At 54.6% G+C, this 26981-nt stretch carries 31 protein-coding genes; 5 read left to right on the top strand and 26 right to left on the bottom strand.

Annotation, left to right across the window (positions count from 1 at the left end):
* The first annotated feature begins 385 nt into the window (after positions 1-385).
* A complete protein-coding gene (locus tag ACOOFE_RS10000) occupies positions 386-1141 on the top strand; it encodes a DUF599 domain-containing protein (RefSeq protein ID WP_420414793.1) in 756 nt (251 codons plus the stop codon).
* On the opposite strand, the gene ACOOFE_RS09995 is transcribed toward ACOOFE_RS10000, so the two are convergent.
* The 3 genes from ACOOFE_RS09995 to ACOOFE_RS09985 all read right to left on the bottom strand — a co-directional run bounded on the left by ACOOFE_RS09995 (position 1027) and on the right by ACOOFE_RS09985 (position 4119).
* Positions 1027-2274 carry an adenylate/guanylate cyclase domain-containing protein gene (locus tag ACOOFE_RS09995; protein WP_420414792.1) on the bottom strand — a complete coding sequence of 416 codons (1248 nt, stop codon included), beginning with the start codon at positions 2272-2274 and terminating at the stop codon, positions 1027-1029. The two genes, ACOOFE_RS10000 and ACOOFE_RS09995, sit on opposite strands and share 115 nt — an antisense overlap.
* Before the next feature lie 101 nt (positions 2275-2375).
* Positions 2376-3185 carry a YdcF family protein gene (locus tag ACOOFE_RS09990; protein ID WP_420414791.1) on the bottom strand — a complete coding sequence of 270 codons (810 nt, stop codon included), beginning with the start codon at positions 3183-3185 and terminating at the stop codon, positions 2376-2378.
* Between the two features lie 106 nt (positions 3186-3291).
* The gene (locus ACOOFE_RS09985) at positions 3292-4119 is read right to left on the bottom strand and encodes an aldo/keto reductase (protein ID WP_420414790.1); all 828 of its coding nucleotides are present in this window, start codon (positions 4117-4119) and stop codon (positions 3292-3294) included.
* Positions 4120-4257: 138 nt separating this feature from the next.
* Between ACOOFE_RS09985 and ACOOFE_RS09980 the strand changes: the two genes are divergently transcribed.
* On the top strand, positions 4258-4632 hold the full coding sequence (locus ACOOFE_RS09980) for a Clp protease ClpP (RefSeq protein WP_420414789.1): 375 nt from the start codon (positions 4258-4260) through the stop codon (positions 4630-4632).
* Positions 4633-4710: 78 nt separating this feature from the next.
* Here the strand turns inward: ACOOFE_RS09980 and ACOOFE_RS09975 are convergent, their stop codons facing one another.
* The 8 genes from ACOOFE_RS09975 to speB all read right to left on the bottom strand — a co-directional run bounded on the left by ACOOFE_RS09975 (position 4711) and on the right by speB (position 11801).
* Positions 4711-5325 (bottom strand): ATP-dependent Clp protease proteolytic subunit, encoded by a 615-nt coding sequence (locus ACOOFE_RS09975; RefSeq protein WP_420414788.1) that lies wholly within the window; start codon positions 5323-5325, stop codon positions 4711-4713.
* Between the two features lie 189 nt (positions 5326-5514).
* A complete protein-coding gene (locus ACOOFE_RS09970; RefSeq protein WP_420414787.1) occupies positions 5515-6372 on the bottom strand; it encodes an adenylate/guanylate cyclase domain-containing protein in 858 nt (285 codons plus the stop codon).
* A 116-nt stretch (positions 6373-6488) separates the two neighbouring features.
* Positions 6489-6893, bottom strand: a complete 405-nt coding sequence (locus tag ACOOFE_RS09965; protein ID WP_420414786.1) for an ACT domain-containing protein — start codon at positions 6891-6893, stop codon at positions 6489-6491.
* Positions 6894-6932: 39 nt separating this feature from the next.
* A complete protein-coding gene (locus ACOOFE_RS09960) occupies positions 6933-7349 on the bottom strand; it encodes a hypothetical protein (protein WP_420414785.1) in 417 nt (138 codons plus the stop codon).
* A gap of 76 nt (positions 7350-7425) precedes the next feature.
* Positions 7426-9168, bottom strand: coding sequence for a TRAP transporter permease (locus tag ACOOFE_RS09955; protein ID WP_420414784.1), 1743 nt, complete (start codon positions 9166-9168; stop codon positions 7426-7428).
* A 106-nt stretch (positions 9169-9274) separates the two neighbouring features.
* Positions 9275-10231 carry a TAXI family TRAP transporter solute-binding subunit gene (locus ACOOFE_RS09950; RefSeq protein WP_420414783.1) on the bottom strand — a complete coding sequence of 319 codons (957 nt, stop codon included), beginning with the start codon at positions 10229-10231 and terminating at the stop codon, positions 9275-9277.
* Positions 10232-10431: 200 nt separating this feature from the next.
* Positions 10432-10818, bottom strand: coding sequence for a cupin domain-containing protein (locus tag ACOOFE_RS09945; protein WP_420414782.1), 387 nt, complete (start codon positions 10816-10818; stop codon positions 10432-10434).
* Between the two features lie 14 nt (positions 10819-10832).
* Positions 10833-11801, bottom strand: coding sequence for an agmatinase (speB, locus tag ACOOFE_RS09940; RefSeq protein WP_420414781.1), 969 nt, complete (start codon positions 11799-11801; stop codon positions 10833-10835).
* A 254-nt stretch (positions 11802-12055) separates the two neighbouring features.
* On the opposite strand from speB, the gene ACOOFE_RS09935 reads away from it, so the two are divergent.
* Both ACOOFE_RS09935 and ACOOFE_RS09930 read left to right on the top strand, forming a co-directional pair.
* Positions 12056-12151, top strand: a complete 96-nt coding sequence (locus tag ACOOFE_RS09935) for a hypothetical protein (protein WP_420414780.1) — start codon at positions 12056-12058, stop codon at positions 12149-12151.
* A 314-nt stretch (positions 12152-12465) separates the two neighbouring features.
* Entirely contained in the window at positions 12466-13371 is a 906-nt protein-coding gene (locus ACOOFE_RS09930) for a hypothetical protein (protein WP_420414779.1), read from the top strand.
* 110 nt (positions 13372-13481) lie between these two features.
* Here the strand turns inward: ACOOFE_RS09930 and ACOOFE_RS09925 are convergent, their stop codons facing one another.
* The 12 genes from ACOOFE_RS09925 to ACOOFE_RS09870 form a co-directional block, all read right to left on the bottom strand.
* Positions 13482-14174, bottom strand: coding sequence for an SDR family NAD(P)-dependent oxidoreductase (locus ACOOFE_RS09925; RefSeq protein WP_420414778.1), 693 nt, complete (start codon positions 14172-14174; stop codon positions 13482-13484).
* A 92-nt stretch (positions 14175-14266) separates the two neighbouring features.
* On the bottom strand, positions 14267-15730 hold the full coding sequence (locus ACOOFE_RS09920) for a GntP family permease (protein WP_420414777.1): 1464 nt from the start codon (positions 15728-15730) through the stop codon (positions 14267-14269).
* Positions 15730-16794 carry a patatin-like phospholipase family protein gene (locus ACOOFE_RS09915; RefSeq protein ID WP_420414776.1) on the bottom strand — a complete coding sequence of 355 codons (1065 nt, stop codon included), beginning with the start codon at positions 16792-16794 and terminating at the stop codon, positions 15730-15732. The genes ACOOFE_RS09920 and ACOOFE_RS09915 overlap by 1 nt, the downstream gene beginning before the upstream one ends.
* Positions 16795-17102: 308 nt before the next feature.
* Positions 17103-18920, bottom strand: coding sequence for an SLC13 family permease (locus ACOOFE_RS09910; protein WP_420414775.1), 1818 nt, complete (start codon positions 18918-18920; stop codon positions 17103-17105).
* Between the two features lie 174 nt (positions 18921-19094).
* Positions 19095-20267, bottom strand: coding sequence for an isovaleryl-CoA dehydrogenase (locus ACOOFE_RS09905; RefSeq protein WP_420414774.1), 1173 nt, complete (start codon positions 20265-20267; stop codon positions 19095-19097).
* Positions 20264-20722 (bottom strand): GNAT family N-acetyltransferase, encoded by a 459-nt coding sequence (locus ACOOFE_RS09900; protein ID WP_420414773.1) that lies wholly within the window; start codon positions 20720-20722, stop codon positions 20264-20266. The genes ACOOFE_RS09905 and ACOOFE_RS09900 overlap by 4 nt, the downstream gene beginning before the upstream one ends.
* 2 nt (positions 20723-20724) lie before the next feature.
* A complete protein-coding gene (locus ACOOFE_RS09895; RefSeq protein ID WP_420414772.1) occupies positions 20725-21168 on the bottom strand; it encodes a PaaI family thioesterase in 444 nt (147 codons plus the stop codon).
* Positions 21168-21569, bottom strand: coding sequence for a MerR family transcriptional regulator (locus tag ACOOFE_RS09890; protein ID WP_420414771.1), 402 nt, complete (start codon positions 21567-21569; stop codon positions 21168-21170). Before ACOOFE_RS09890 ends, ACOOFE_RS09895 begins: the two co-directional genes overlap by 1 nt.
* Before the next feature lie 80 nt (positions 21570-21649).
* The gene (locus ACOOFE_RS09885) at positions 21650-22360 is read right to left on the bottom strand and encodes a GH25 family lysozyme (RefSeq protein ID WP_420414770.1); all 711 of its coding nucleotides are present in this window, start codon (positions 22358-22360) and stop codon (positions 21650-21652) included.
* A 59-nt stretch (positions 22361-22419) separates the two neighbouring features.
* Positions 22420-22848 carry a VOC family protein gene (locus ACOOFE_RS09880; protein ID WP_420414769.1) on the bottom strand — a complete coding sequence of 143 codons (429 nt, stop codon included), beginning with the start codon at positions 22846-22848 and terminating at the stop codon, positions 22420-22422.
* Between the two features lie 86 nt (positions 22849-22934).
* A complete protein-coding gene (locus ACOOFE_RS09875; RefSeq protein ID WP_420414768.1) occupies positions 22935-23225 on the bottom strand; it encodes a YciI family protein in 291 nt (96 codons plus the stop codon).
* 61 nt (positions 23226-23286) lie between these two features.
* A complete protein-coding gene (locus ACOOFE_RS09870) occupies positions 23287-23712 on the bottom strand; it encodes an organic hydroperoxide resistance protein (RefSeq protein ID WP_420414767.1) in 426 nt (141 codons plus the stop codon).
* 152 nt (positions 23713-23864) lie between these two features.
* Here ACOOFE_RS09870 and ACOOFE_RS09865 point away from each other — a divergent pair, with 152 nt between their 5' ends.
* Positions 23865-24656 carry a MarR family winged helix-turn-helix transcriptional regulator gene (locus ACOOFE_RS09865; RefSeq protein ID WP_420414766.1) on the top strand — a complete coding sequence of 264 codons (792 nt, stop codon included), beginning with the start codon at positions 23865-23867 and terminating at the stop codon, positions 24654-24656.
* 17 nt (positions 24657-24673) lie between these two features.
* Here ACOOFE_RS09865 and mgtE read toward each other — a convergent pair whose 3' ends face one another.
* The 3 genes from mgtE to ACOOFE_RS09850 all read right to left on the bottom strand — a co-directional run bounded on the left by mgtE (position 24674) and on the right by ACOOFE_RS09850 (position 26980).
* The gene (mgtE, locus tag ACOOFE_RS09860; RefSeq protein WP_420414765.1) at positions 24674-26089 is read right to left on the bottom strand and encodes a magnesium transporter; all 1416 of its coding nucleotides are present in this window, start codon (positions 26087-26089) and stop codon (positions 24674-24676) included.
* A gap of 138 nt (positions 26090-26227) precedes the next feature.
* Complete coding sequence (locus ACOOFE_RS09855) at positions 26228-26578, bottom strand: hypothetical protein (RefSeq protein WP_420414764.1); 351 nt, start codon at positions 26576-26578, stop codon at positions 26228-26230.
* 186 nt (positions 26579-26764) lie between these two features.
* Complete coding sequence (locus tag ACOOFE_RS09850; RefSeq protein ID WP_420414763.1) at positions 26765-26980, bottom strand: DUF2783 domain-containing protein; 216 nt, start codon at positions 26978-26980, stop codon at positions 26765-26767.
* Between the last annotated feature and the right edge of the window lies 1 nt (position 26981).

Here is a 26981-nt window from a genome sequence, read left to right as displayed (position 1 = left end):
GCCGCAAATGTGGCGCCATTGAGGCGAGGAGGTAAACGATCCCTTACCCGTTCGCAAGTGCAAAAAAGCGGCATCAGTTTTGCAAAAAACGCACGGCTCCATTTAGCTAATTATTTCTGATACTTATAAATAAATTTGTTCGACAAATAATTTAGGACGGCCGCAGTGATTTGCCTTATTTCGGCCCTCAACCCCAGAAGGAATTGCAAGCTGCAGGAGAACTTAATCACATTTGAAATCCGGCCAAATCAGAATTCCTAGGCCGATGTCGATTTGGACCGGCCCGGTTTTGGAATTTGTCCAGCAGCAGTTCTCATTTGCAAGGGTTTGCGGATAGTATGCGGCACCAGCCCTACGTCAGGGCATCCAACTGCCTGTGGAGCTCATGCACGCCCTTTCCCCGCTTGATTTTGCCGCCGCCCTTTGGTTTCTCCTGGCCTGGTTCGGCTTCAACCTCCTGATTGACATCAGCCCTTTGCGCAAGAAAACCCTGTCTCACGCGATGGACGTTCACCGCCGTGGCTGGATGTTGACTATGGCCGGCCGGGAGGTCCGGATTATGGACACGGCCATTCTGTCCGGCCTTCAGCAAGGCACGGCCTTTTTTGCATCCACAGCACTGCTGGCCATTGGTGGCTGCTTTGCGCTTCTGGATGCCACGGACATGATCTTGCAAGTCGCTGGCGATCTGTCCGTTCCCGTCTCGACCAGCCGGGCCTTATGGGAAGTCAAGGTGCTTGGCTTGATGCTGATTTTTGCCTACAGCTTTTTCAAATTCGGCTGGGCTTACCGGCTCTTCAACTATGCCAGTATCGTCATGGGCTCGGTTCCGGAACGCAACGAGCGCGATGCTGAGATCATTCACGAAATTGCCAAAAAGGCCGGAGAATTAAACGTTCTTGGCGGGCGGCATTTCAACCGAGGTCAGCGAGCACTGTTCTTCGCCATCGGTTTTTTAGGCTGGTTCGCAGGACCAATCGCCTTTGCGGTGCTGACACTCGCTGTGCTTTTGGTCCTGCTGCGCCGTCAATTTGCTTCCAAAGCCCGTTCGGCGGTCGTGTCCGGACAATACCCAAGTTTGTCTCCGGCGGTTAAGTCCGGAGAATACACCTCAACAGGATCGTCAAATCCCTTCACATGATACTCGCCGAACAAACCGTGCCGACATCCCATGATGCCGGCAATCGCGTCAGACACCAGGACGTCCCGTCCGAGGTCTTTTGCAAGTTCCGCAATCCGTGACGCAAGGTTGACTGCAGGCCCAACCACCGTGAAATCCAGACGGGTTTCGCTGCCGACATTGCCATAGAAGACGTCGCCTGCATGTAAGGCGATCCCAACACTCATGTCCGGTGTTTGCACACAGGTCCTCTGTTGGTTGATTTCACCTATCTTTTCAAAAGTGTCACGGGCGGCAAGCAGCGCTTGGAAGGCCGCTTCCCTGGCTTCTTCGTCCGTTTCATAGGGGAAGATCGCCATCACCTCATCGCCGATGAACTTAAGCACCTCGCCGCCATGCGCCTCCACGGCTTCTGTCATCGCGCCGAAATACTTGTTCAAGAACAGGACAATCTTGTCTGCCGGCAGAGTGTTGGACAGTCGTGTGAAGCCACGAATATCCGCAAAGCTGACCACAGCCTTGATCCATTCACCGTCTCCCCGCCGGGTGGTGCCATCCAGCACTTTCGACCCTGCACGTGGCCCGACATAGGTGTCGAGAACCGTTGCGGCCGTGCGTTGCAAGGTCTTGAGCTCACACACCAGCGCCAGCGGCCGCATGAGAGAGTCAAATACACTCAAATGGGAAACAGAAAAGCCGCCCGGTGCCTTGGTCGCAAAGGTCGCGACTTTGACGGATCCATCGGAGAACGGCATCGGCAGCGCGAGATAGTCAGTATATCCTTCGTCGCGCAGCTCCTGGATGACCGGAAAATCATCTTCGGTGTTTTCGCTGGACGTAATGCGGACCCGAACGGAGCGCTTTGTTTCATGCACCTGTTTGATCGGACTGTTCTCGTAGTCGGCTTCTGAATCCGGACCGGGAACATAGCGGCGCAGCTCGCGCGAGCCATCGCTTGTCCAAATCGAACCTTCCGCCCGGACATTCGGATGAACGATCCAAATTCCGGTCGTTACCCTGTCAACTGGCACCCCCCCGCCCTGCAGCCGCGTGGCCAGTTCACATACAATTTCCAATGTGCCGTCCAAATATGCCGCATCGCTGTAGAGCCATTGCACGACGTCTGCCGCAACAAGCGGCGCTTCCAGGACCATCTGCCCACGTCCTTATCATACCAATGAGACACCGGTTATATGGGTGCAAGTCATTGGCATTGAAAGTGGGAAAATGTGGAAATATGCATTCAGGATAATGATCAGCCGGCCGTATCCGGACCAGGAAACCAAGCGCTGCTGCGGCCTGTCATCCAATAGACCGTCATCCCCACCCACTCCTTGAATGCCAGATCAAATCTTCGCAATCCTTTCGAGGCCCCATTGAAACCAAGGGTCCGGTCAATGGCGCCACGGGTGCGATAGTCCACAGGATAAGGCGTGACGCCGGTCCAGCCAGCCGCTTCAAACACGCCCATGGAGCGCGGCATATGATAGGCGGACGTGACCAGAAGCCAGGTTTGCCCCGGCTGCGGATCCACAATCTTCTTGGTCAAAACCGCATTTTCCCAGGTGTTGCGCGACTCATCTTCTAAAATGATCCGGTTTTCATCGATCCCGAAATCAGCAAACAGGCGCGCGGCACCTTCAGATTCGGTTGTCTGGCCGGAGATGATGACGCCCTGCCCGCCGGTATGGATGATACTTGCACCTGGAAGCGCGCGGGCGAGCCGCGCCGCGATGGTAAGCCGCTCTCCCGACAAGGTCAGCGCCGTATCCCCGCGTGCGCCCGTAATGACCGTGTCCACTGCCCCGCCTAAAATTATAACACCATCATAAGATCCAAGCCGTTCCGGACGGGAGAACCGCTCCTCTAGCGGCAGCATCAAAAAATTGGCGGCCGGTGAAAACCCGCAGACCAAAAACCCAAACGCCCCTAGTAATGCCAGACGGCGCCCCCACACCCGAAAACGCGGACGCAAGGACATAACCCCGCCCAGAACGACCAAGGCAACCAGAACATTGGACGGCTGGATAAAAAAATAGGCGATCTTGGATAGGTAGAAAAACACGTTTGCGGCTCCAGGAAGCTATTTATAAATTGGCGGGGAAAAGCAACAACGACCGAAAATCGGCGGATAACACCGACCACCGCTTGGTTCTAGCTCGGATGACAAATCAGTCGACATCCCAGTCAGGTGCAAAATCGGCATGAATTGTCCGTCCGGCGGGGCTGCCAAGTGCGGATATTCGGCGCATATCATCGCGGCTGAGTTCAAAATCAAAAATGTCCAGATTGGCTTTGAGCCGGTCCGGATTGCTGCTTTTTGGAATGGCAATGACATTGTCTTGCTGCATGTGCCAACGCAAGGTCACTTGAACCGGGGACTTGCCGTGTTTTTCCGCAATTTCAGCAAGAACCGGTTCATCCGCAACGCGCCCTTTGATGATCGGACAATAGGCGGTCAACGTCATACCGAGATCCGCACAGGTCTGCAGCAAGGTGTTTTGGCTCAAAAACGGATGGTATTCGACCTGGTTGGTAATCAAATGGCCATCCGCAAGCTCTTGCGCTTCCCACAAAAGCACCGAAGGGAAATTCGAAACTCCGATTGATTTAGTCAATCCGCGGGATTTGGCCTCCAACAAACCACCTATAGTTTCCTTCAAAGAAATATCCGGATTGGGCCAATGCACCAGAAGAAGGTCAACATACCCGGTCCCGAGCCGTTTCACGCTGTCTTCAGCAGACCGCAACAAGGCCTCAGCAGACAGCTGATCCCACCAGACTTTAGTGGTTAAGAAGACCTCCGTGCGATCAACCCCCGAGGCCCGGATTCCCTCACCAACGTCCTTTTCGTTGCCGTAGTAAACCGCCGTATCCACATGCCGGTACCCGTTCTGTAAAGCGAATGACACAGTCCGCACGCAATCTTCTTCGTGCAGATCCCAGGTCCCCAAACCAATGGCTGGAATTGAAACATCATGTAAGGATCCAAAAATCATTGTTGTTTTTTTCCAAGGACATAATCGCTGTGATCAGCATCACAGCGACTGACCGGGAACTGCCGCAAACTGTCAAACAGATTCAGACGGATATTCGGAGTCAGTGAGATGACATTGTACATGAAAATCGGAGGCAGAATGGCGATTGAAAATGCCCTTCCAGCCTTGAGGGAAGCGCTTGAAGCTGACCCATGCTTTGATCTGCCTTCATCGCGTGGTGAATTCGAACAATCCGGAGATCTATGCGAGTTTCTGGTGTTTCTGTTCGGTGGCTCGCCATTTTATGACGGCAAACCAGCGGCCGACCTTTTATCCCCCTTATGCAATTGCGAAGATGCTTATGAGCGGTTCGTCGATCACTTGGTCTCTGTCTTTTTCGGCCCATCTGGGAATTTCGAAGGCGAAGAGGGCCTGCGAACGACGATGAGCCGTCTCCGTCCGCGAGTTCTTGCCCCCAAACCGGTCCCCCCGGTCCTGGTATATTCGATCGAAAACGAACTCGTGCACGCCTGAAGATCAGCTCCTAAAGAAAAACGCCGGTGAATCTTCACCGGCGCTCCAAAAACTTCGCAGATCGCTGTCAGCTAGCACTCAGCCCAGCTCATCAACGCTGGTGACGACCTTTCCAACGAGACCATAGTCAATGCCCTCTTCCGGGCTCATCCAATAGTCGCGGTCGGTGTCTTTCTCGATGCGATCGATCGGCTGACCAGTTGCATCTGCAAAGATCTGGTTCAGACGGTCACGCATCTTGATGATTTCCTTGGCCTGGATCTCGATGTCGGTTGCCATGCCGCCAGCACCACCGGATGGTTGGTGCAAAAGGAAACGTGTGTTGGGCGTGCAGAAACGCATTTCCTTCGGTACGGACACGTAGATCAAGGCCCCAGCACTTGCGACCCAGCCCATGCCGAGAATACGCACTTCTGGAGAAATGAACTTGATTGTGTCGTGAATCATGTCACCGGATTCAACGTGGCCGCCTGGGGACGACACGATGACAGTGATTGGATCGTTCGAAACCTGTGCCAACGCAAGCAGGCGGGAACACACGTCGCGGGCCATGTCCTGGGTCACCGGACCGGTGATCAGTACCGTGCGCGCTTCGAACAGATGCTTGTCGACCTGGATCGACTGTTGGGCTTTGGACTTATCCTCGTCGTCATCGTCGAGGCTTGCAGGCACCGTGGTCGAATAGTTTTTCATGCGCAGGATTTAGCTCCCTTGGCTGTTGTGCCGGTCGGATCCGGCGGTTTTTTCCGGCAAAGTCGACATGCCGACCTGATCCGGTTTGTTTCATGTGTAAGCGAAGAGGCCCATTCTCGCAAATCATGTTGGCCTTCTTAATCCGAAAAGAGTTATCAGACCGCCAACGGAGTCCGGCAATCAGGGAAATCAATCAGTCCGGTGTGGATGAACTGGCATTTTCCCGCCCTTCCGGCCGACTATGAGATGCCAGGCGAGCATCACAGCGAATGGCAGGGATGGCCACACAAACCAAAGTGTCGACAGGCCCGAGGTCAACAAGTTCAATACAAAGAAAAAGCCGATCATAAACACACAAGAACGCACACGCTTTGGCTGCGAGCGGAGCCAGCGGCGCGCTTGTTCAAACCCGTTGGCAACTGCTTGTGTGTCTTTTTCCCAATCGTGCGTTCGGTCAGTTGTTGCCCCCGCTTGCTCGCTGCGTTTTGACGGCTCCGGACCAGAGATCTCTTCCGGTTCATTTCGGCCGCCCAATCGCACGGAATAGGTTTCGACCGGTTCCGTAACATTCTTGACCTGTTTTGGCCCGAGCGGATCAAAGCCCAGCGCAAGTTTGGTCCGTACCTGGTCATATACGGACTGGGACAGCATGATCCCGCCCTTGGGCGCCAATTCCTGCAACCGTGCGGCGACATTGACACCATCACCATAGATGTCATCACCCTCAATCATGATGTCACCAAGATTAAGTCCGATCCGGAATTCCATCTTGGTAGCGTCGGGCAGTTCTGCATTTTTGTGCGAGAGCTCGTTCTGGATTTCGACCGCACATTGGACAGCCTCGATCACGGATGTGAACTCAACAATCACTGAATCGCCCCAGGTGTTGACGATCCGGCCATTATGGCGGCTGGTCAGAGACGACATGATGCTGCGGTAAGTTTTCAACCGGCTCAATGTGCCGTCTTCATCCTGCTCCATGAGCCGGGAATAATGCGCGACATCCGCACACATGATTGCTGCTAAACGGCGCTTGGCCCGTTCCATAAACCTACCCCTGATTGCCTAACCTTAGGAATGGGAAGCTGCAGCGCCAATTGCAAGGGAAAACAAACGCGATATTGCCGCAGAAGCCCACTTTCCCCAATGCGGTCAAACGATCGTCACACATCACTTGCCAAGGCGCGCAAAGCCTCTACTGCATCTTCAGCCCTTTCTTCGGGCACAAACACATGATCATGAAAGTAAGCCGCGACCACGTTGGCCGGAATGCCCTTTTGCGCAAGTGCTTTGGAAACAGCCGCGGTCAACCCAACAGCTTCCAGAGAAGAATGCACCGTAAGCGTGATCCGGCGAAACCACTCAGCATCTGCAAGCCCAAGTTCGCGTGCCCGCTCGAGCGGCAAGATGGCGGTGACGCCCTCTGTTTCACAAAACAGGCCGATTGGCTCGTAATCGGCCAGTTCCATCAGGCCCTTTTTGGCAAACGTACAAAACACATACGGTTCCGGATCCAGCATTGGCCGCATATGCGCAATCAGGTTCTGAAGATCTTTTTCACCGGTCATTGTTTTTTCCGTCAACTTGCCGCGCAACCCAGCCTGGAATTAAAATCTTGGCCAGGAACCGCGCCCAGCATCCCGTCCTGCAACGTACCAATACATCAATCCTGCCAATACACCGGCGGCGACAAAAACACCGGTATCAAAAGCAGAATACTGAACGCCATCGATAACCCATGTCACCCAAAATCCAACCGCTGCCGCAGGTGCCATGTAATACCAAACCTTCCGAATAGAGAAGACTTCACCAGCAATGATGATGAGCGAAGCTGGCAAAACTGCCACAATAAGAGTTATCAAAAACAGGAGTAGGTAGGCCACCAGACGAGCTGCTATGTAATTTATTGAAATATCGATGATTTCTGGGAGGTCAAAAAACTGGATTACGACGCCCAACACGACTGTAGCAGCAGCCACGAGACACGCGCACACATATCCCCTAAGTATCCGCTCAAGCGCCAAGAACGCCTCCGGTTTTCAATGACTTGTTCTGCTTTCCGGAATCAATATCGTAAGACCAACGCTTCCAAGTATTAAGCTAAAGCCCGCCGATAAAAACAACCAACAAACCAACTCCGATGGCCACCACCTTCTGCAGCGGTTTTGTGAAGCCAATCACGCCAAAGGATAACAGGCCGAGCCCAACTCCGATCTTGGCCGCCGCAAGCAGTGCAAGGAGCGGTGTCTCGGTCAATGAAATAACTGAAGGATTAGCAATCATTGCCAGGGGAATGATGTAAAGCCCAATGCCCAGGGCCATCGCCGTGAACGCCACTTTCAGCCAGTTTTCTTCAATCATCCCGGCGGCTATGAACACTGCCCCGCAGACCGGTGGTGTGATGGTCGAAATCAGCGCAAACCAGAAAACAAACAAATGCGCCTGCAAGGGATCCAGGCCTTGTTGAATGAGCGCAGGCCCGGCGACAGAAACGCAAATTACATAAGCCGCTGTCGTTGGCACTTCCATTCCAAGGATCAAACAGGCCAGAGCTGTCAGGAACAAGGACGGCCACAGATATCCGCCGGATCCGGACAGGATCAGCGACGTGATTTTGACCCCAAGGCCGGTGATCGACAAAACGCCGATGACGATTGACGCGCAGATGATGATCGAAGCGATGACCGACACTTGACGGGCTGCGCTCAACAGCGCCTTTTCGAGCCGCGACAGGATTTCCGGGAGACTGGCAAGACCTTGAGAATTGAAAAACAGCAGCGCAAATCCGGCCAGGATCGCCATGCAGGCCGCGTACTGCGGAGTATATTCAGCAATGAACATCCCATAAAGCAACACCACAAAGGGCACCATGAAAAACGCCGATGTGATCGCGACTTGCCGCCTTGCGGGCCGGTCTTCCTTGGCAACAGCTTTCAGATCGTAGTGCCGGGCGTAAGCGTTGATGCCGATCCAGACCGCCAGAAAATAGAGGACGGCGGGCAACAAGGCCGCCATCATGATCTGGGTATAAGGAACGCGTGTGAGTTCCACCATGACAAAGGCCCCTGCCCCCATCAACGGCGGCATGATCTGTCCGCCTGAGGATGCCACCGCTTCAACCGCGGCAGCCAGTCGTTTGGGATAACCAAGCCGTGTCATGGCAGGGAGCGTGATCGCGCCGGTGGACGCAACGTTGGCCGATGCCGAGCCGGAGATTGAGCCAAACAGAGCCGACGACAGCACCGAGACTTTCGCAGCTCCCCCCTTGAGCCGCCCGGCGGCCGCCGCCGCCAGGTTCATGAACCCCTGTCCTGCTTCCCCGGCATTGAGCACTGCTCCGAAAATCACAAAGATCGCCACGACATTGACCGACACACCGGTCAGGCTGCCCCAGATCCCGCCTTCGGCAATCGTCAAAGTTCCCAAGAAACTCGCCAAAGGCGTGCCGGAGTGACCAAATTCACCGGGAATATGCTGACCGAAGAGGCCATAGAGAAGCGCCAAGCCGGCAACGATGGGCAAGGGCCAGCCGATCGCCCGCCTTGCGCCTTCCAGCACAACAACCAGCAGCACGGCAGCGATTGCAAACTGCAGATCGCCTTCCAAAAAGCCGTATTGGTCGGACAGCATGTTCTGATTGATTGCTATCCAAAGGCTGGCTGCGACCCCGGCGAGACACAAGATGGTGCCACTGATGCGCTTGAAAAACCCACCTTCGGCAAACAGGAAAATCCAGGGCAAGGCCAGCGCCAAGTGGACCGGGCGGCTGATCAGATTGGGCACAAGGCCTGAAAAAATCAGACCCAGATGAAACACCACCAGGGCCAAAGCCAGGCAAAACATGAGGGTTCGCCGGATGGGCGGCTGTTTTGTGTCGCTGCTGATCATGTAATGATTTTTGTTTGGCAAAGCTCCGGCGCAAACAGCTCCGGAGCAAAGTGCGTGGGACTTACTGCTGAGCGTCGGTCAGTTCAAAACCGGCTTCTTTATAGTAGCGGATGGCGCCCGGATGGATCTTACCGGTGATGTTTTCCATCAAGCCTTGGTCCACACCGTTCCACCAAGCAGCGCCCTCACCCATTTTTGCCTTCTGCTCCCAGAAGGTTTTGGTCAGGGCATAGGCCGCATCGTCCCCCATGGCGGTGGTGGTAAAGGCTGCGACCGGCAAAGACGTTGTGGTGATGTCGGCATCCTGTCCGGCATAGGTGCCCGCTGGAATGACGAGCTTGGCCCGCTTGGATTTCTTGATCTGCTCATCGGAAAGCGTAATCACGGTCACGCCCGTGGACGCTGCAGCCTCAATGACGTTTGGAGCCGGCCAGGAGCCTGCGGTGACAAAGCCGTCGATCTGTCCGTTCTTTAAAGCTGCAACCGCATTGGAGAGCTCGACTTCGGCCAGGTTGACCTTGCCTTCCAGACCAAAGAGCTTCAGGTATTTTTCGCCTTCACGCGCACCAAAGGAGCCTTTGCCGAGCAGGATTGTCTTGCCTTCCATACCGGCAAAATCGGTGACGCCGCTCTTGTCCGACATGACAAAATGCATGGTCAGTGAGGGAATCGGGAAGAGCGCCCGGATTTCATCAAATTTCGGCGAACCCTTGCCTTCAAACATGGCCTTGCCGCCCTGGGCGAGCTTCACCAGCACCGGCGGAGTCGTGAACACATAGTCGCCGCCACGGGCACGGGCTTCCATGACGTTTTGAACAGAGCCCTGGCTTTCTTCGACGGTCACGATGATATCGCCGCCACTGCCTTCCTTGACCGCTTCGGAAATCTGCACGCCCATCTGATAGTAGGACGAAGTTGATTTCGCAGACTTGTAGGTGATGCGCGTTTCCGCCTGCGCCTGAACGGCCGCAAGCGACAACGACAGGCCAAGGGCCAGTTTTAAAAGACCGATTTTCATCTGTTTCTCCCTGATTTTTTGAAAGGTTAGAAAGAGCACCGATCCGGCGCAATGATGTTCTTAGGAAAAATGGTACGGTTTTTCCAATAATGCGCAGACGTATTAACCGCAGTGCAGAATTGCGCTGATGTGCAATCTGCAGAATACAAGTCCAGGTTTAACCATTACCCGGGCTCTTTGATCAACAAGGGCAAATGCACCTAAGAAACGCTGGGGCTCCAAGGCCCCTCGACATAGTCGGCCTCATCGTCCCCCGGCCAGGGAGGCATCGAGATGCAGATGAATTTTAGCGGTTGGTCGCCATCGCAGCGGTATTGAAAGGCTGTTCCAACGGATATGTCGATGGAGACGCCTGCCTCCAGGACAACTGTTTCTTCAACACCGTCTTTCTCACGCCAAATCCGGCCCTGCCCCTCAAGGACATGCCAGAACTCGCTCACCGTCTTGTGGCGGGTGGCTCTGTTGACCTGTCCAGGCGCAACCGTGCTGTGGATCATGTTGCCGGTATCGCCGTCCATAATGAACCGGATTTCCGCACCGGCTGGGGATTTGGCATCCGGTTTTTCCGGCAGTCTCGTGTGTTTCATTGCTGTGCCCATTCTCACGATTGCCTAAAGGCGAGCGCCATATTGCACAGCATTTCAAATAGGATCGATACACCTAGAAACGCAGTTCCACCACTTTGATCAAACGGTGGCGACACCTCAACAAGGTCCGCCCCAACGATGTTTACTCGATCCAGCATCCTTGCAACTTGCAAGGCTTGAAAGGAGTTTGGCCCGCCGACTTCCGGTGTGCCGGTTCCTGGCGCATAAGCCGGATCGACAAAATCGATGTCATAGGAGACGTAAGTCGGTCCCGCCCCGGCGACTTCCTTCGCTTCGGCCATGACATCGGTAACGCCGCGCTGATGGAATTCTTCAATGGCAATCACCCGGATGCCTACGCTTTCAGCAAAGTCCCGGTCCTCAAAATCGTAGGCTGTTCCCCGAATGCCGATCTGAACCACCCGTTTGGGGTCCAGGAGCCCCTCCTCCACAGCGCGGCGGAATGGCGTGCCATGGGTGTATTGTGTGCCACCAAAATAACTGTCGAAAAGATCCGTGTGGCTGTCGAAATGGATCATCCCGACGGCCCCATGTTTCTTGGCGATCGACCGCAGGATCGGCAGTGAACACAGATGATCCCCGCCGGCAGTGAGCGGCACAATACCCGCCTCAAGCACCTGATTATAAAAAGAAGTCATGCGCTGCAGGCTATCCTCGACACTTGCCGGATTGGGGCCGACATCCCCAAGATCGGCGCAGTTGGCCAGCTCGAACGGGCGCACGCCTGTTGCCCCATTTTGGGCACGGATCATGGTGGACATATCGCGCAGCTGCCGAGGTCCGTGGCGCGGGCCTGGCCGGTTGGTGGTGCCGCCGTCCCAAGGCGCGCCGATCAATCCGATCTGAACCTCCGCCAGCCTTGGGTCCTCCAATCCAACATGCGGCAAGCGCATAAATGTCGGCACGCCGGCAAAGCGCGGTAAATCGAAACCGGAAACGGGCTGAAAAAACGGATCTGACACGAGAAACTCCCAGTCTAGTACGCTGGCGCATTGGCTGCCTTGGATAAGACATAACCACCATTGAAACAGTCAAGGGTCTTCCATCTTCAGCATGCGGGGACGGTCTCACAATAGTGGCTAATTAGGCCGAGACGGCCCGGGCATAAAGGAAATATGGCCTGGGCTCTCTTGTTTGCCGCTGGGTTTCTTGAAGTTGCCTGGGCCTTTGCGATGTAGCAATCAGATGATTTCACACGCCCCTTCCAACAATAATCATGGGTATTGCCATGGCCGGGACTTTCGGAATGCTCACACTGGCCATGCGCCCCCTCCCGCCCGGCACGGCCTATATGGTCTGGACCGGGATCTGAGTTATTGGCGCTTTTGCGCCCGGGTCTGGCTGCGAGGCGAAACACTGACACCACAGCGGACGATTGCTGTCGTCTTGATTGTGGCCGGTAGGGTGACCATGAAGCTGTCCTGAGGGACACCATTCACCTGGAAAATGACGCAGCACCTGAAAGCAAACGCTTTCGCAAATTACCAATACCTCCAGCTATTCCATCGATTTGGATCGGTAAATATCCAGACTGAACCGCACAAGTTTATCGCCAAAATTAACTTCTACTCAAAGTTTTATTTTTAATGATCTCTATCAATAAGTTGACATTTTGAAGAGATTTCCATGGAGCGATTTTTCAGGTTTCTAATCGGACTATCACTCAGCGGGTTTGTGGCAATTCTTGGCTTTGCCCTAACCGGCTACTCTGTAATTCAGATGTATAACGCCTACCAAGATTATCAGGATTTTGCTGAAAAGAAGGCCGTCTTCGAACTGGTTAGCGCACTTAAAAACGACGGCGTTAATTACGTCGAGATTGCAGAAAAAGTCTTCTTTCTTATTGGTTTCCTTCCACTCATTCTAATTATTCCAGGGTTGTTGCTGTTCGGATTTGGCATCAAACTTATGGTGCGGAAAATTAGTCAAGGTTTACCAGAGGCGGCCAAAAAACCGGAAAGTGAAGCCGAACTCTGGGGCAGCACCGCAATTTATGGCTTCGGTGTTTTCCTTACCGCACCGGCCATTTTCATGGGTGTGGTTGGAGCCCCCGAATATGTACCTGTGGTGTTTCATTCCGTTGAGACCCCCGGCATTGCAGTAAAGGTCACTGAAATAGAACCTTTTGGAAACGGCAGCCGTGGCACCTCTATTGTCCAAATTGAATTCACCGACTTGAACGGCCGCAGAGCAAAAGCGGATTTAAAAACATCAGTCCCTTTCGCAGATAACCTACGACGGCATCCGGACATAGAAATCGCTTATGTCCCGGGACGAACGGACAAGATTTACTCGGCCCGCTCGGTTCCCAGCATCAGCGGATACCTTTGGTCTTATATCTGGCGATTGGGAATGCTTTATGTTGCCGTTTGTGGCCTTTTGGCGAATTTCATGCCGAATAAGAACGTCCCGACCAGCCGCCTCGGCGCACTGACACAACCTAATTCAAACAATAACTTGACCACCGAAACAGCGCAACGACTGCGCCCGCGTGGCCGGAACAATGGATTTGGACGGAGGGGAACTTCCTAAACTGAACGCCCTCATTGCAAATGCGATTACTGAGTTTAAAAATTTTGCATCCTTGCCCGAAACCGCGCCCTTGAGAATGACTCATATGCCCGGACCGATCTCCTAAAAGCCTACCAGCCGACCGGTTTACCCAGATGATCGAAAAATCCGCCTGAGTGCTTTGGTGTCAGGCTGTCAACGACCGACAACAACCGCAAAGCCGCAAGCTCCGCCTGTTGTACTTCCAGTCCAGACTTTGCAAAACCTTCGGTCAGCGGCGTGCGGACCGTGCCTGGATGAAGCGCCACGCAGATGGCGTCCGGTTTGCGGCGCGCCAGTTCAGTTGCAGCGGTTTTGACCAGTTGATTGAGTGCTGCCTTTGACGCCCTGTAGCTGTACCAGCCACCCAATTTGTTGTCCGAAATGGACCCGACCCGGGCTGACAAGGTCGCAAAGACACTCTTGCCGTCCCTGGGCAACAGCGGCAGAAAATGCTTCATCAAAAGCGCCGGACCAATTGCGTTGATGGCATAGGACTTTGCCAGAGCCTGTGGCTCCAGCTCCCGCAGGCTTTTCTCTGGTTTTTTGTCACCAAGCGTCAACGCACCTGTCGCATCGAGCACCAGTTCAATCCGAAGGTCCTGTTTCTCGACCCAATCAGCCGTCTCAGCGATCGTAGCTTCGTCCAGCAGATCTATTCTCGGGTTAGATCGCCGGCTCAAAGCGATGATCTGGTCATAATGACCATCGGCCTCCAACTCCGCCACGATCGCTTTTCCAATTCCACCCGTCGCACCGATCACGAGTGCCGCCGTCTCATTCATGTTTTTCCCAATGCGTTATGCCTTGGGAATCAGTACGCACCCACGCACTGCGCAGATCTAATCCGCCGCTGACAGATAGCTGTTCAGGGCGGTCAAAAACTGCCGAAAACACTTGCCAATACGATCAGGGCTATCAAGGAAATCATCGGGATGACCACCGCAACCATGAAGACATCAAAATAAGCTTCTTTATGCCCAAGCTGGCAAATCCCGAGGACGGTTATCACCGCTCCGTTGTGGGGCAACGCGTCCATCGCCCCTGAAGCAACTGATGTGATCCGGTGCATCGCTTCCAGCGACGTCCCTGTCGCTTTGGCCATGTCGACAAAGGTTCCGCCCAGCGCATCGAGTGCAATGCTCATGCCGCCGGACGCAGACCCGGTCAATCCGGACAGGATTGCTACTGACACGGCCACTGCAATGAGCGGGTCGGTAGAACCGAGCCCAATGAGAGCTTCCGTGACGGTTTGAAACCCTGGCAAGGCTGCGACAACCGCACCAAATCCAACAAGGCTCGCCGTTGCAAAAATCGGCAAGACAGACGCGTCCGCGCCTTTGTTCAGGCTTGCTTTTAAATCACTCAGCCGTCCCCAATTGGTGCCAATGACAAAGAGGCTCGCCAACGTCAAAGCGATGATAACCGCCCAAAGCCCGCGAACAGCCTCTAGATTGGTTTCTCCAAACAAGGGCAGCGATAGGAAATCGACCTGGAGCAAAGGAACAATGAACTGAATAAACGCCATATTGACGGCCACCACGACCACCACCGGCGCGATGGCGAGGGCAAACGAAGGCAAGCCAGACGGGGCAGTATCTTCCACCTGATCTTTGACATCAATCTCAGCAATATCAAACCCTTCCGCCTGGGCTTGCTCCCGCATCACGACGGTTGGTTTGACAATGCTGTCTTCATGAGTGCCGTATCCCTCCCCAGTTGCGATAGCCTGGGCGTGGCGGCGGTTTAGCCAAACCATCCCTAATCCAAACATCAGTGCAGCGGTGATGACACCCAGTCCTGGCGCAGCGAACGATGTCGTCCCGAAAAACGGCATTGGAATTGCGTTCTGAATAGCAGGGCTGCCGGGAAGCGCGGACATTGTGAAGGTAAAAGCCCCAAGCGCGATGGTTCCCGGGATAAGCCGCTTGGGAATATCGGCATCCCGGTAAAGCGAGGCGGCGATCGGATAAACCGCGAAGGCCACGACGAACAGGGAAACGCCACCAAAAGTCAGTACAGCGCAGCACAGAACCACGGCGAGGATTGCCCTCTCCGGCCCAAGCCAAGCGATCACACCCTTTGCGATGGATTCAGCGCACCCACTGTCATCCATCAATTTGCCGAAAACAGCCCCAAGCAGAAACAATGGGAAGAAGTCGATAATGAAATCGCCCGTGTTGCTCATGAATATCTGAGTATAGGCAGCAAGCGGCGGCAATGCCCCTGAAATGATCGCCGCCAAAAGCGCCATCAGTGGCGCAACTATTAAAATCGTCACACCTTTGAAGGCTAGAAACATCAACAGCCCAAGGGCGATGAGAATGGCAAGAAGGTCCATCAGCTGTCGAGCTCCCGTTCCTCTTCCTCCGGCAAATGGGCCGGTTTCAAGCTTTCCTCAAACACAAACCTGGGGCTCCAGGTTGTTCGTTTGCCAACATCCTCCCAATGCTGATCAATCCAGGTTTCAGCCGTGGTACGCCCAAGCTTGTGAAGATGATGCAGGAACTGGCGTTCTGCGTTCAATTTGCTGGAAACGCTCAGATCGCGCATTTCCGCCTCAGCACCAATCATATGCAGCCGAGCATCGCGATACGCCTCCCGCTCCAGGCCTTCGTGCTGGATCAGTTCGTAAAGAAAACCAATCGACCGCAACTCTTTGATCAAACTGCCGTTGAAGGTGATTTCATTCAGCCGGTTTTCGATCTCATAGGCAGTTTTTGGAACCTCTTCGCGGTAAAATGGATTGATCTGAATGAGAACCACATCCCTGGCGCTGGTCTCGTCAATCAAGGGAAACAGCGGCGGGTTCCCCATATAGCCGCCGTCCCAATAAGCCTCGCCGTCGATCTCGACAGCCTGGAACATGAAAGGCAGGCACGCAGACGCCATCACAGCTTCGGCAGATAGATACGGCTGACGGAATACCTTTGGCCGGCCGGTCCTCACATTGGTCGCCGACAAAAACAAACGCGGAGTTTCAGACCGATTAATCAGATCAAAATCGAAAATATCTTCGACGATATCCTTGAGCGGATTGATATCCATCGGATTGTACTGGTAAGGCGAAAAACTGCGGCTGAAATGTTGTGACAGGATGAAACTTGGCGAGTATTCAAGGCTCCAGCGCCCCCACAAGCGATCAAGAACAGTCCGCTGTATCGGGCTGTAACGCGCTGCATCACTTATCGCCAGCCAGTAGTCGCTGAGAAGTTCCCGAGCTCTCTCCGCACTGCCCTCACACAGCCCTTGCGCCAATGCGACGGCATTCATAGCCCCAGCGCTTGTGCCGGATATCCCGGCGATTTCAAGATCCGGCTCCTCCAGCAAACGGTCAAGCACACCCCAAGTGAAGGCCCCATGCGCACCACCGCCTTGCAATGCGATGTCGATTTGTTTCTTCATGATATCAGCCCACCAACTTCTAAGAACCGATCAGGTAAAAACGACCGCTTTTGTCAGTTACCTCTGTTAAAGGGTACGGGTTTTTGAAGCTGTCCTGCTACCGGTCTTATGAAACTGCCAATCCAGTCTTTTTGCAATGCACAAATCTAAAGATTTCAGCTTTTTGGCTGCACTGACTAATCCATGCGGAATTCAATCTATGAAAAAGGTCTCGGAAAATTTAGGAGCCTTCCGGTCTACCGCCTAGTGAGAACCGGCCTAAGCCCGTCGTCAAAAATACTTAGCGGCCAATCAATCTACAGCGGATATCAATACGGAAAAACCAGCGGTGTCACCAAGATCGTGACCAGACCAACAATTAATGTCAAAGGCACGCCGAGTTTCAGAAAATCACCAAAGGAATAGCCACCCGGCGTCACCACCAGCGTGACAACCGGCGTTGAAACGGGAGTCGAGAAGGCAGCCGAAGCGGCAATCAGCACCGATATAGCCATCGGATAAGGCGACACGCCCATAGCTTCAGCCGCTGTGATCGAGATTGGTGCCACCAAAACCGCAGACGCTGTGTTGGAGAGGACAAGTCCGAGCGTTGCCGTCAGCAGGAACAGGGCCGCCATCATGACCCGAGGATTGGCCTCACCGACCACATCCAAAAGATGCTCTACAATCAGTGCAGACCCGCCTGTCGTCTCAAGTGCATTGGCCAGTGGCAACATCCCGGCAATAAGCACCAGTGTAGGCAAGCTAATGGATGCATATGCTTGATCCGCGCTCATGGTTTTGAACAAAACAGCCGCAAGTGCCGCCAGAAGGACAGCAACCGTCACCGGGACAATGTTCAAGGCACTCAAAACCACCATGCCCGCCAGAATACCGATCGCAATGCTGAACTTGGACAACATCGGAACCACATTTTCCCGTTCTTTGGGATAGGTCAGAAGAACAAAGTCATCCGGCATCTCCACCAGCTGATCCAATTCATCCCAAGGCCCTAGGACAAGCATGCGATCTCCGGCCTTAACAATCGTGTCTGCTTCTATCGGCACCGGGTCGCCGTTGCGTAAAATTCCCAGGCACTCAAGTTCCGGCGTTTCGCGGGTCAAAGCTTTTGAAGCTGTCTGACCGAGGATAGATGCCTCAGGATGGACCATCACATCGGCAATCCCCAGGCTGTCTTGCCAGTCTTCCGTTCTGGCACCAATCGCCGATCTGCGGGTAAAGTCAGCCCTTGCCGCTATTTGATCGAGAACGTCCTTCGGACCGCGGACCAGAACAAGATCATCGCGTTGAAGCTCCATGCCATCCCGGAACAGGACAGTCTCGCGCTCCCTGTTGCTGGCGCGCCGCCGCCGGGCGGCAATGACGGCGCCCTTGGCCTTCAGGGCGCGAATCTCTTCCAGAGGCACAGGCCCACCAATCCAGAAATCATAAACCTCGCCCTGGATCTGATAGGCAGTCCATAACTCGGCTGCCGCACGGCGTTTGCGTTTGTGTTTCGCAGGTTCGGCCGCCTTGCGCACCCCGAGCAGACCCCGGCCCCAGACAAGCATGTAGATGATTGTCACGGCAAGGATCAGCAAGCCGATCGGAAAAAAGGAAAAGAACCCAAGAGCCTGATATCCCTGCGCAACCAGTTCATCACTGACAACAAGGTTCGGTGTGGTTGCGATCAGAGTTAGCATGCCGCTGATCAAAGCCGCATAGGACATCGGCAACAGGAGCCGCGATTTGTCGAGGCCGGTTTCCGCAGCGATCCTCAACACAATGGGGATGAAAATCGCAACCACAGCCGTTGAGCTCATCACACTTCCGAGGAAACCAGCACTGACCATAAGGAGGATCAGCAGCTGGGTCTCATTGCCCCCGCCGTGCTTGAGGATCATGTCTCCGACGGAGCGTGCAACACCGGTACGTTGCAGCATTTCGCCAACCACAAGAAGACCAGCCACCAGGATGACCACGGAGCTGCCGAACCCAGAAAGGGCCTCACCGATTGTCAGGATGTTGCCCATGATCAACGCCAGAACGACAATCAGGGCGACAAGGTCATACCGCACTCGGTTGCTGGCCATCAGGACCGCAGCAATACCAATCAACGCGAAAACAAATGAAATATCAGGAGACAAGCCGGTATTTTCCAAGAAACGGGGTCAATCGCAACTACTGCGCATTAAGACCGAACATCGCCCGTACTGCTAACATTTGGCGCAAAAGTGGCGGAGTTGACTATATTTCGCACAAACAAAAAGGCCCCAGCAAACACCGGGGCCTTCCACTCGTTCGCTCAGTGAGAACCGGCCTTAGCCCGTCTTCGAAAAGATCTCGCGGCCGATGAGCATGCGGCGGATTTCGGAGGTGCCGGCACCGATTTCATAAAGCTTGGCATCGCGCAGCAGGCGGCCGGTCGGATATTCGTTGATATAACCGTTTCCACCGAGCAGCTGGATCGCATCCAGCGCCATTTTAGTGGCGTTTTCCGCGGCATAGAGGATTGCGCCCGCGGCATCTTCGCGGGTGGTTTCGCCGCGGTCACAGGCTTGGGCCACCGCATAGACGTAAGATTTTGAAGCGTTCATGGAGACATACATGTCCGCAACCTTGCCCTGAACCAGCTGGAAGGTGCCGATCGGCTTGCCGAACTGTTCGCGCTCATGGACATAAGGGATAACGATGTCCATGGCGGCCTGCATGATACCGATGCAGCCGGCGGCCAGAACCGTCCGCTCATAATCGAGGCCGGACATCAGGACATTGACGCCCTTGCCGACTTCGCCAAGCACGTTTTCTTCCGGAACCTCACAGTTCTGGAACACCAGCTCACCAGTTTCCGACCCGCGCATGCCAAGTTTGTCGAGTTTCTGGGCAACGGAAAACCCAGGGAAATCCTTTTCCACCAAGAACGCTGTGATGCCCTTCGCACCGGCGTCCGGATCGGTCTTGGCGTAGATGATCATGGTCTCAGCGGTCGGGCCGTTGGTGATCCACATCTTGGAACCGTTGAGGATGTATTTGTCGCCCTTTTTCTCAGCCTTCAGCTTCATGGAGACAACATCGGATCCGGCGCCCGGCTCGGACATGGCGAGCGCGCCCAGATGTTCACCGGAAATCAGCTTACCAAGGTAGCGCTTTTTCTGGTCGTCATTGCCCCAGCGGCGCAGCTGATTGACGCAAAGGTTGGAGTGCGCACCATAGGACAGACCGATAGAAGCCGACGCCCGGCTGACCTCTTCCATGGCAATGCAGTGTTCCAGATAGCCGAGGCCGGAGCCGCCCCACTCTTCTTCCACCGTAATGCCGTGCAGGCCAAGTTCGCCCATTTCTGGCCAAAGTTCACGCGGGAACCAGTCGTCCCTGTCGATCTTTTCCGCCAGCGGCGCAATCCGGTCCTGAGAATAGGAGCGGACGGTGTCCCGCAGCATGTCGGCGGTTTCGCCGAGGTTGAAGTTGAAGCTCGGAAAATCGTTGCGGATCATATCGTATCCTCCCATTTGCGCTTTTCGTAGCGCACAAAGTTGCTCAACATGCCCACGCGGTCATAAAGCTTGCGGGCCGTCGTGTTGTGATCATGTGTGTGCCAATAAACATTGCTGCAGCCGTTTGCATCAGCTGCTGCATAAACAGCTTCGATCAGTTTCCGGCCAACCCCGCCGCCGCGTATCTGGCCATCGACAAAGAGGTCTTCCAGATAACAGGTGGGTTCCAGCGACCAGGTGCTGGCGTGAAACAGGTAATGCACGAAACCGACAAGCTTGCCGTCCTGTTCGGCGACAAAACCATCGTGGTACCCCTCTCCAAGAAGCCGCTCAAACAGGACGTTTGAAATCTCGTCCGTGAGGGTCTGCTCATAAAAAGAAAGATAGGCCTGCCAAAGGCCCCACCAGGCGGCCTTATCATCTCGTGTGATCGGCCGGATTTTCACGTCACTCATTGTTAATCCTTCACCCCGGAAACGCTCATTAACGTGAACAGGCCCGTTGCGACATGCACCTGCTCGGTGTCTCCGAGCCCATAAACATCTGCGCGGGCAATGGTCAGGGTCCGTCCGGGTTTGACCACGCGCCCACGGGCCACAAGAATTCCCTGCGCGGCTGGATTGAGCAGGTTGACCTTGTATTCGGTCGTCAGAACGCCAACACCGTCGGCAAACAGGCTGAGCGCGGCATAGCCCGCCGCACTGTCGGCAATGGCCGACGTCGCACCGGCATGGAAAAAGCCATGCTGCTGGGTAAGTTCCGGTTTCAGGTTGAGCTCCAGATCAACCGCACCCGGCGCAAGATGGGATATCTCCGCCCCTAGATAGGTCATGAACCCCTGAGCCTTGAAACTCTTGCGGACCCGCTGTTCCCAATCCTCAGATCTCGGTGTCAAATCCATCAATGGCCCTCCTCACTGGACACAGGGCTCAACTCTTCCATACGGGCCAATGCACCAGCTTCCACTTCTTCCAGTTCAAGCAAGGTCAATTCAATGTCCCGCTGTTTTTCCAAAAGCTCATCCCGGCGCGCAGAGATCTTTTCCATCAGCAAGCGCAGCTGCCCGGCCTCCCCTGGCGCGCTGCCGTACATGCCGATCAATTCCTTGACCTCGGCCAAAGAAAAGCCAAGCCGTTTGCCGCGCAGAATCAATTTGATGCGGGTCCGGTCGCCCGGCGTATAGAGCCGTTGACGCCCACGCCGCTGGGGTGTCACCAAGCCTTGCGCCTCGTAAAACCGAAGCGTCCTGGTGGTGATGTCAAACTCCTGCGTAAGTTGGGTAATGGTAAAATAACGCTGCATGCCCGATCCTTTGGGGCGCAGACTTTCTTCTTTTTACGTTAAAGTCAATAGAACAGTTTTTAATTATATTATTCAATAATTTATCTTTTCAGATCGTTGAGTTCCAGCCCCTTTTGCAAAACATTCAAATCAGCATTCCCTGAGATTCCGCTGACCGTCCCGCGCTGATGATACTGCCACAGCACCCATTCCTTGGCATAGGACGGTGCATGCCAAATCGAGCGGACCCACAGCCGCCGGTTCAATCCCCGGTCTTTCAGGTAAGTTTTATAGAACTCTTCCGGCGCATAAAAGATTACGCGTTTGCCGGTTGCCGGCTCCACGGCCGCCACAAAATCGCTGATTTCCTTGAGCATCTCACCAACGGTTGGACGGCGGGCACAATTGCCCTCAAACTCCAGATCGAGCATCGGCGCGAGCATGTCAGGATCATCTGGCAGAACCGAGAGGAAGTTACGCGCTTGAGCAGCTCCGTCCTTGCACAGGCTGAAATAATGGTAAGCCCCTCTTGCCAGTCCAGCAGATTTAGCCCCCTCCCAGTTGCGTTTGAAAGCACTATCCTTGAAGTCCCCTCCCTCACTCGCTTTGATGTAAGCAAAGGAAACGTCGTTGCCGGCGACCGCTTGCCAGTCGATGTCCTTTTGATGGTGGGAGACGTCAACCCCGCGCAGAATGTAATCGTCCCGGTCCGGTTCCCAGTTCATGAAAAAGAAAGCTGCTCCCGCAATAGAAATCACACCGCCCACGGCAATGTAGAACAAGGTCCGCAAGACTGCTTGCAAGAATTTCATTCCGCCCCTCTTCAACGGCCCCAATAGCAGTCACACCATGCCCGAAGAATCTTTAAAAATCAGGATAGATAATTCGGCCAGAGTGGTGCTGCGGCCAGCTCCAGAATATTGCCATCCGGATCCTTGAAATAAAGGCTTGTGCCACCGGCGGGCCAAACCACTTCGCTGATAATGTCTACCTGGTTTGCACCGAGATATACCCGCCACGGATCAAGCGTTTCCGGTTTGATTTTGAAGGCAAAATGGCCAGATCCGCTGGTATCATGTCCCGGCACAACACCGCCAGGGGTTGGAACATCCTCGCCCGTGTGTCCGCGATAAAACACCAACAAGGTCTGTTCCGGTCCAGCGTCATATGCAAAGAGCCTTTCGCCTGCGACCATGCGTTTAAGCCCCAGGATCCCACCGTAAAAATCATGAGCCTTGTCCATGTCGTCGACATAAACCGAGGTTTCTAAAATACCGTTGATCTCTGGACGCTCGGCCACCGCCATTTCCTATTCAGACCCATTAGACCGCATCAAATCCGCTACCAGACCCGGTCTTTGGCGAACAAACACAATCGCCGTTCGGATTAAAAGGTAACACCGTCTGCGATCATAACCGGATTGAACTCCGTCACAACATACTCCGCGAGACCTTCCCGTTTGAACGGGTCTTGCTGAAGGACCGCTTCGATCACGTCCCGGCTTTCTGCCCGCGCCAGGATGATGCCGCCAGTGCGTGGTTCCTTGGGGCCTGACGCGACAAACAGGCCGGCCTCATAGTTTGTTTGCAAGAAAGCACGGTGAGGTTCGAGGTAAGGATCAACGTGATCCAGCGGGACAACATAGGTGAGATCAACGACAAACAGGTTTTGGGCCATTGATGAAAAAGCTCCGGTAATAGAAACCGGCCCTGCGGTTTTGCTGGACCGGTCATAGTGATCAGACGACAGACAACTTCACATCGATGTTGCCCCGAGTGGCGTTGGAATAAGGGCAAACCTCATGCGCCTTGGCGACCAGCGCTTCCGCCTCTGACTTATCCATGCCTGGAATTGAGACTTCCAACGCGACTTCCAGACCGAACCCGCCTTCTGAACGTGGCCCGATCCCGACCGTGGAATTGATGGCGGTGTCAGCAGGAACTGCGATCTTCTCCTGCCCGCCGACAAATTTCAGCGCACCGATAAAGCAGGCCGCATAGCCAGCGGCAAACAGCTCTTCCGGATTGTTGCCGTCCCCTCTTGGCCCACCGAGTTCTTTCGGTGTTGTCAGCTTCGCTTGGAAGGAGCCATTTGAAGTTTCAACGGTACCATCGCGGCCGCCGGTTGCCTTGGCTTTTGCTTCATAAAGCACGTCAACGCTCATTTCGTCATTTCCTTTACCGTTTCAAAGACTTAAACAAATCCACTTGAAGGCAGATTTTTATATCGCGCACGATATATTTTACCCACATAGGATGACATCGCAGGAAGGTCAACAGGTTGCGATCATATCGCGCGCGATTTATAAGGCGGATTATGAGTGACACGACCAATCAGATGTCTCTCCTGGACGCGATCGGATTCAGCGAGCCGGAAGAGAAAAGAACCAAAAAAGAAGGCGCCAACGAACCAAAGAGCGCCAAGGCTTCGCCGAAAAAACGCAAAGCCAAAAAGAAGGCTGAGCCGGCAGGGGATGTTGCAGCAGCCGCAGACGACACGGACGCAGGTCAAGTTGCTGAGGCTGATGCAACAGGTGTTGGTGCGGAAGACGCCCAGCCGACAAAGGCGACTGACAGTTTGGGCCCGGCTGATCCCGCTTACGTGTCTGATCCGGCGCTTCAGGAGACTGCCACTGCAGAACCAGCGATTGGCACTTTGGAGATCCAGCCAGACGGTCCATTGCCGCTGGATAAATATCTGTGTTTTGCGCTATACTCTGCAAACCACGCCATGCACAGTGTCTACAAAACGCTTTTGAAGGAAGTTGGCCTCACCTATCCGCAGTTCCTCGCCATGACGGTTCTGTGGGACAAGAACAATGTGCCGGTCGGCGCGATCACCCAGAAACTGCAGCTCGACACCAACACGCTGACCCCACTCCTAAAACGCCTGGAGGCCATGGGACTTCTCACCCGGACCCGCTCTACCAAGGACGAACGCCAGGTAATCCTGAAGCTCACCCGCAAAGGCCGGAACTTGCAGAAAAAGACAGAGCACTTCGGCAACTGCGTTTTCACGTCAACCGGAATGAGCCTGGAAGAGGTGGTTGATCTTCAAAACAAGATCATGATGCTTCGGGACAATCTGCGCCATGCTGACCTCGCCTAAGGGCGGGATCGAGACTCTCAAAACGGCAGGCCGAACCAGAGCGCTGCAATACCGAGAAAGGCGAAAAAGCCAACCACATCGGTGACCGTTGTGACAAACACGCTGGAAGCGATGGCCGGGTCAATATGGAACCGGTCCAGAACCAGCGGGATGAGCAACCCAGATAGGCCGGCAAACAACATATTGATGATAATCGCACTGCCGATTACCAGGCCGAGCCCGGGACTGGCAAACCACAGCCAGGCGGTGATGCCGATGAGCACCGCGAGGGCAACACCATTGAGCGCGCTGACCAGGATCTCGCGGTTGAGAACCCGGACCATGTTGCGCGCGCCCAGCTCCTGAGTTGCGATACCGCGCACGGCAACGGTCATGGTCTGCGTCCCGGCATTGCCGCCCATGGAGGCAACAATCGGCATCAAAACCGCCAACGCTACCATCGCTTCGATGGTTTCGTCGAACATGGCGATCACGACGGATGCCAGAACAGCTGTGCCGAGATTGACCACCAGCCAGGTCAAACGCGAGCGTGCAATGGTCATCACGCTGTCGGAGATTTCTTCATCACCAACACCGGCCAGTGCGCGCAGGTCTTCTTCCGCCTCTTCCTGGATCACGTCGACGATGTCATCAACGGTGAGAACCCCAACCAGGCGGCCGTTCTCATCAACGACTGCCGAGGAGACGAGATTGTAGCGCTCGAACCGGCGGGCCACTTCTTCCTGATCTTCCGTCGCCTCCACGGCATCCAGCCGCTCGGCCATGATCGAGGTGACTTTTTCTTCCCGCTTGGCCCGCAACACCTTGTCGAGATGCACAGAACCGAGAAGCTTGAAAGAGGCATCAACCACATAGATCTCATAAAAACTGTCTGGGAGATCGCGCGCCTCGCGCATGTAATCGATGGTCTGGCCGACGGTCCAAAATGGTGCAACAGCAATAAATTCGCTCTGCATCCGCCTTCCGGCGCTCTCTTCCGGGTAATCCAGCGCCTTTTTGAGCTGCGCCCGGTCGGCGTAGGGCAGCTCTTCGAGAATGGCCGCCTGGTCGTCCTCGTCGAGGTCTTCCAGGATGTAGACCGCGTCATCGGAATCGAGTTCGCCAAGGCCCTCGGCGATGACTTCATTCGGCAGGTCTTCCAGAACCTGCAGACGGACCGCTTCATCTGTCTCCGTCAGCGCCGCGTAATCAAATTCATCACCGAGCAGGCGAATGAAATCGGCACGGTCATCGGCGCTTAAGGTTTCCAGAAGGTCGCCGGTATCGGCCTCGTGCAGATCGGCGGCCAGCACATGCAGTTCCGCACGATTTTCAACGTGAAGCGCCGCTTCAACGGCGGCAATGAAGTCCGGATTGAGCCGTTCCTCTTCATCACGGACAGGGATCTGCAGATCTGGTGAAGGGTTTACGTCAAGCTCAGCAGCTTCGCTCATCTCGCCCTCCCCTTGATTGCTGGCAGTTCAGGGCCCGGAACGCAGCGGAACCGGGACTGTGAGTTTCAGAACTAACGGCTGAAGCAAAAAAGTGCCACAGCAAAAGCGCAGAAGGTCCACAGGGTTATCTGATCGGCATCACTGTTTTGAGCAGGTCTTCGCACGCGCTGCTTTGCGGACCTCAGTGAGATAATTCCGGACATTTTCCGGTAAGATCCGCTCTTCTGAAGAAATACAGGGCTTTGCCCGTTTAAAGGCATGCCGCGCCCGCGCGGATTTCAGGCATATCCTGCCTTCGGCCAGAACCTCATGCTCCAAATACCAGAGCTGCTGGCAGGTTAAAGAACCGAGCGAGGAGACATTTGGCGAAAATTCTTGGGCAAAGGCACCTGGAGTAAAGTTTTGCAAGAGAAGCCCGAGACAAGCGGCCATTCCAGCGCCCCGCACACACAGCTGTTTTATTCCTGTTTCGCCACCACTACTCGCCATGAAATTTGTCTGTCCCCTTACATCTGCTTAGGCGCATGGCTAGAGCACACAACCTCCCAGAAGAGCTACCATAAAAGGTTAGACCAAAAGGCGGCAGTCTGTCGGCCTTCAAATACAAAAAAGCGCCCCTACGGGACGCTATTCTGGTATTGGGCAAATTTGGGCGACTGCAGCCGCCCTCACATGTCAGGCAGCGGCTTGTTTGCGGCCCGCCTTCGGGTCCACCGCAAAATCAATGGCCGCTTTGAGTGTCTCCATATCGCCAACCTGATTGGCCAGGATCAGGATCAACCTTGCATTCATCTGGTTGGCCTCTTCGTCGCTCATGTGACGCTGGCTGGAGACGAGATGCTCATAAAACCCGTCCGGGTCGGCGATGTTGCGTGTGAGTTCAAGGGCCATG

This window comes from Roseibium sp. (assembly GCF_965216085.1).
Taxonomy (GTDB): Bacteria; Pseudomonadota; Alphaproteobacteria; order Rhizobiales; family Stappiaceae; genus Roseibium.
The sequence above is the reverse complement of the archived record's forward strand: the minus strand, read 5'-3'. Positions and strand labels throughout refer to the sequence as shown.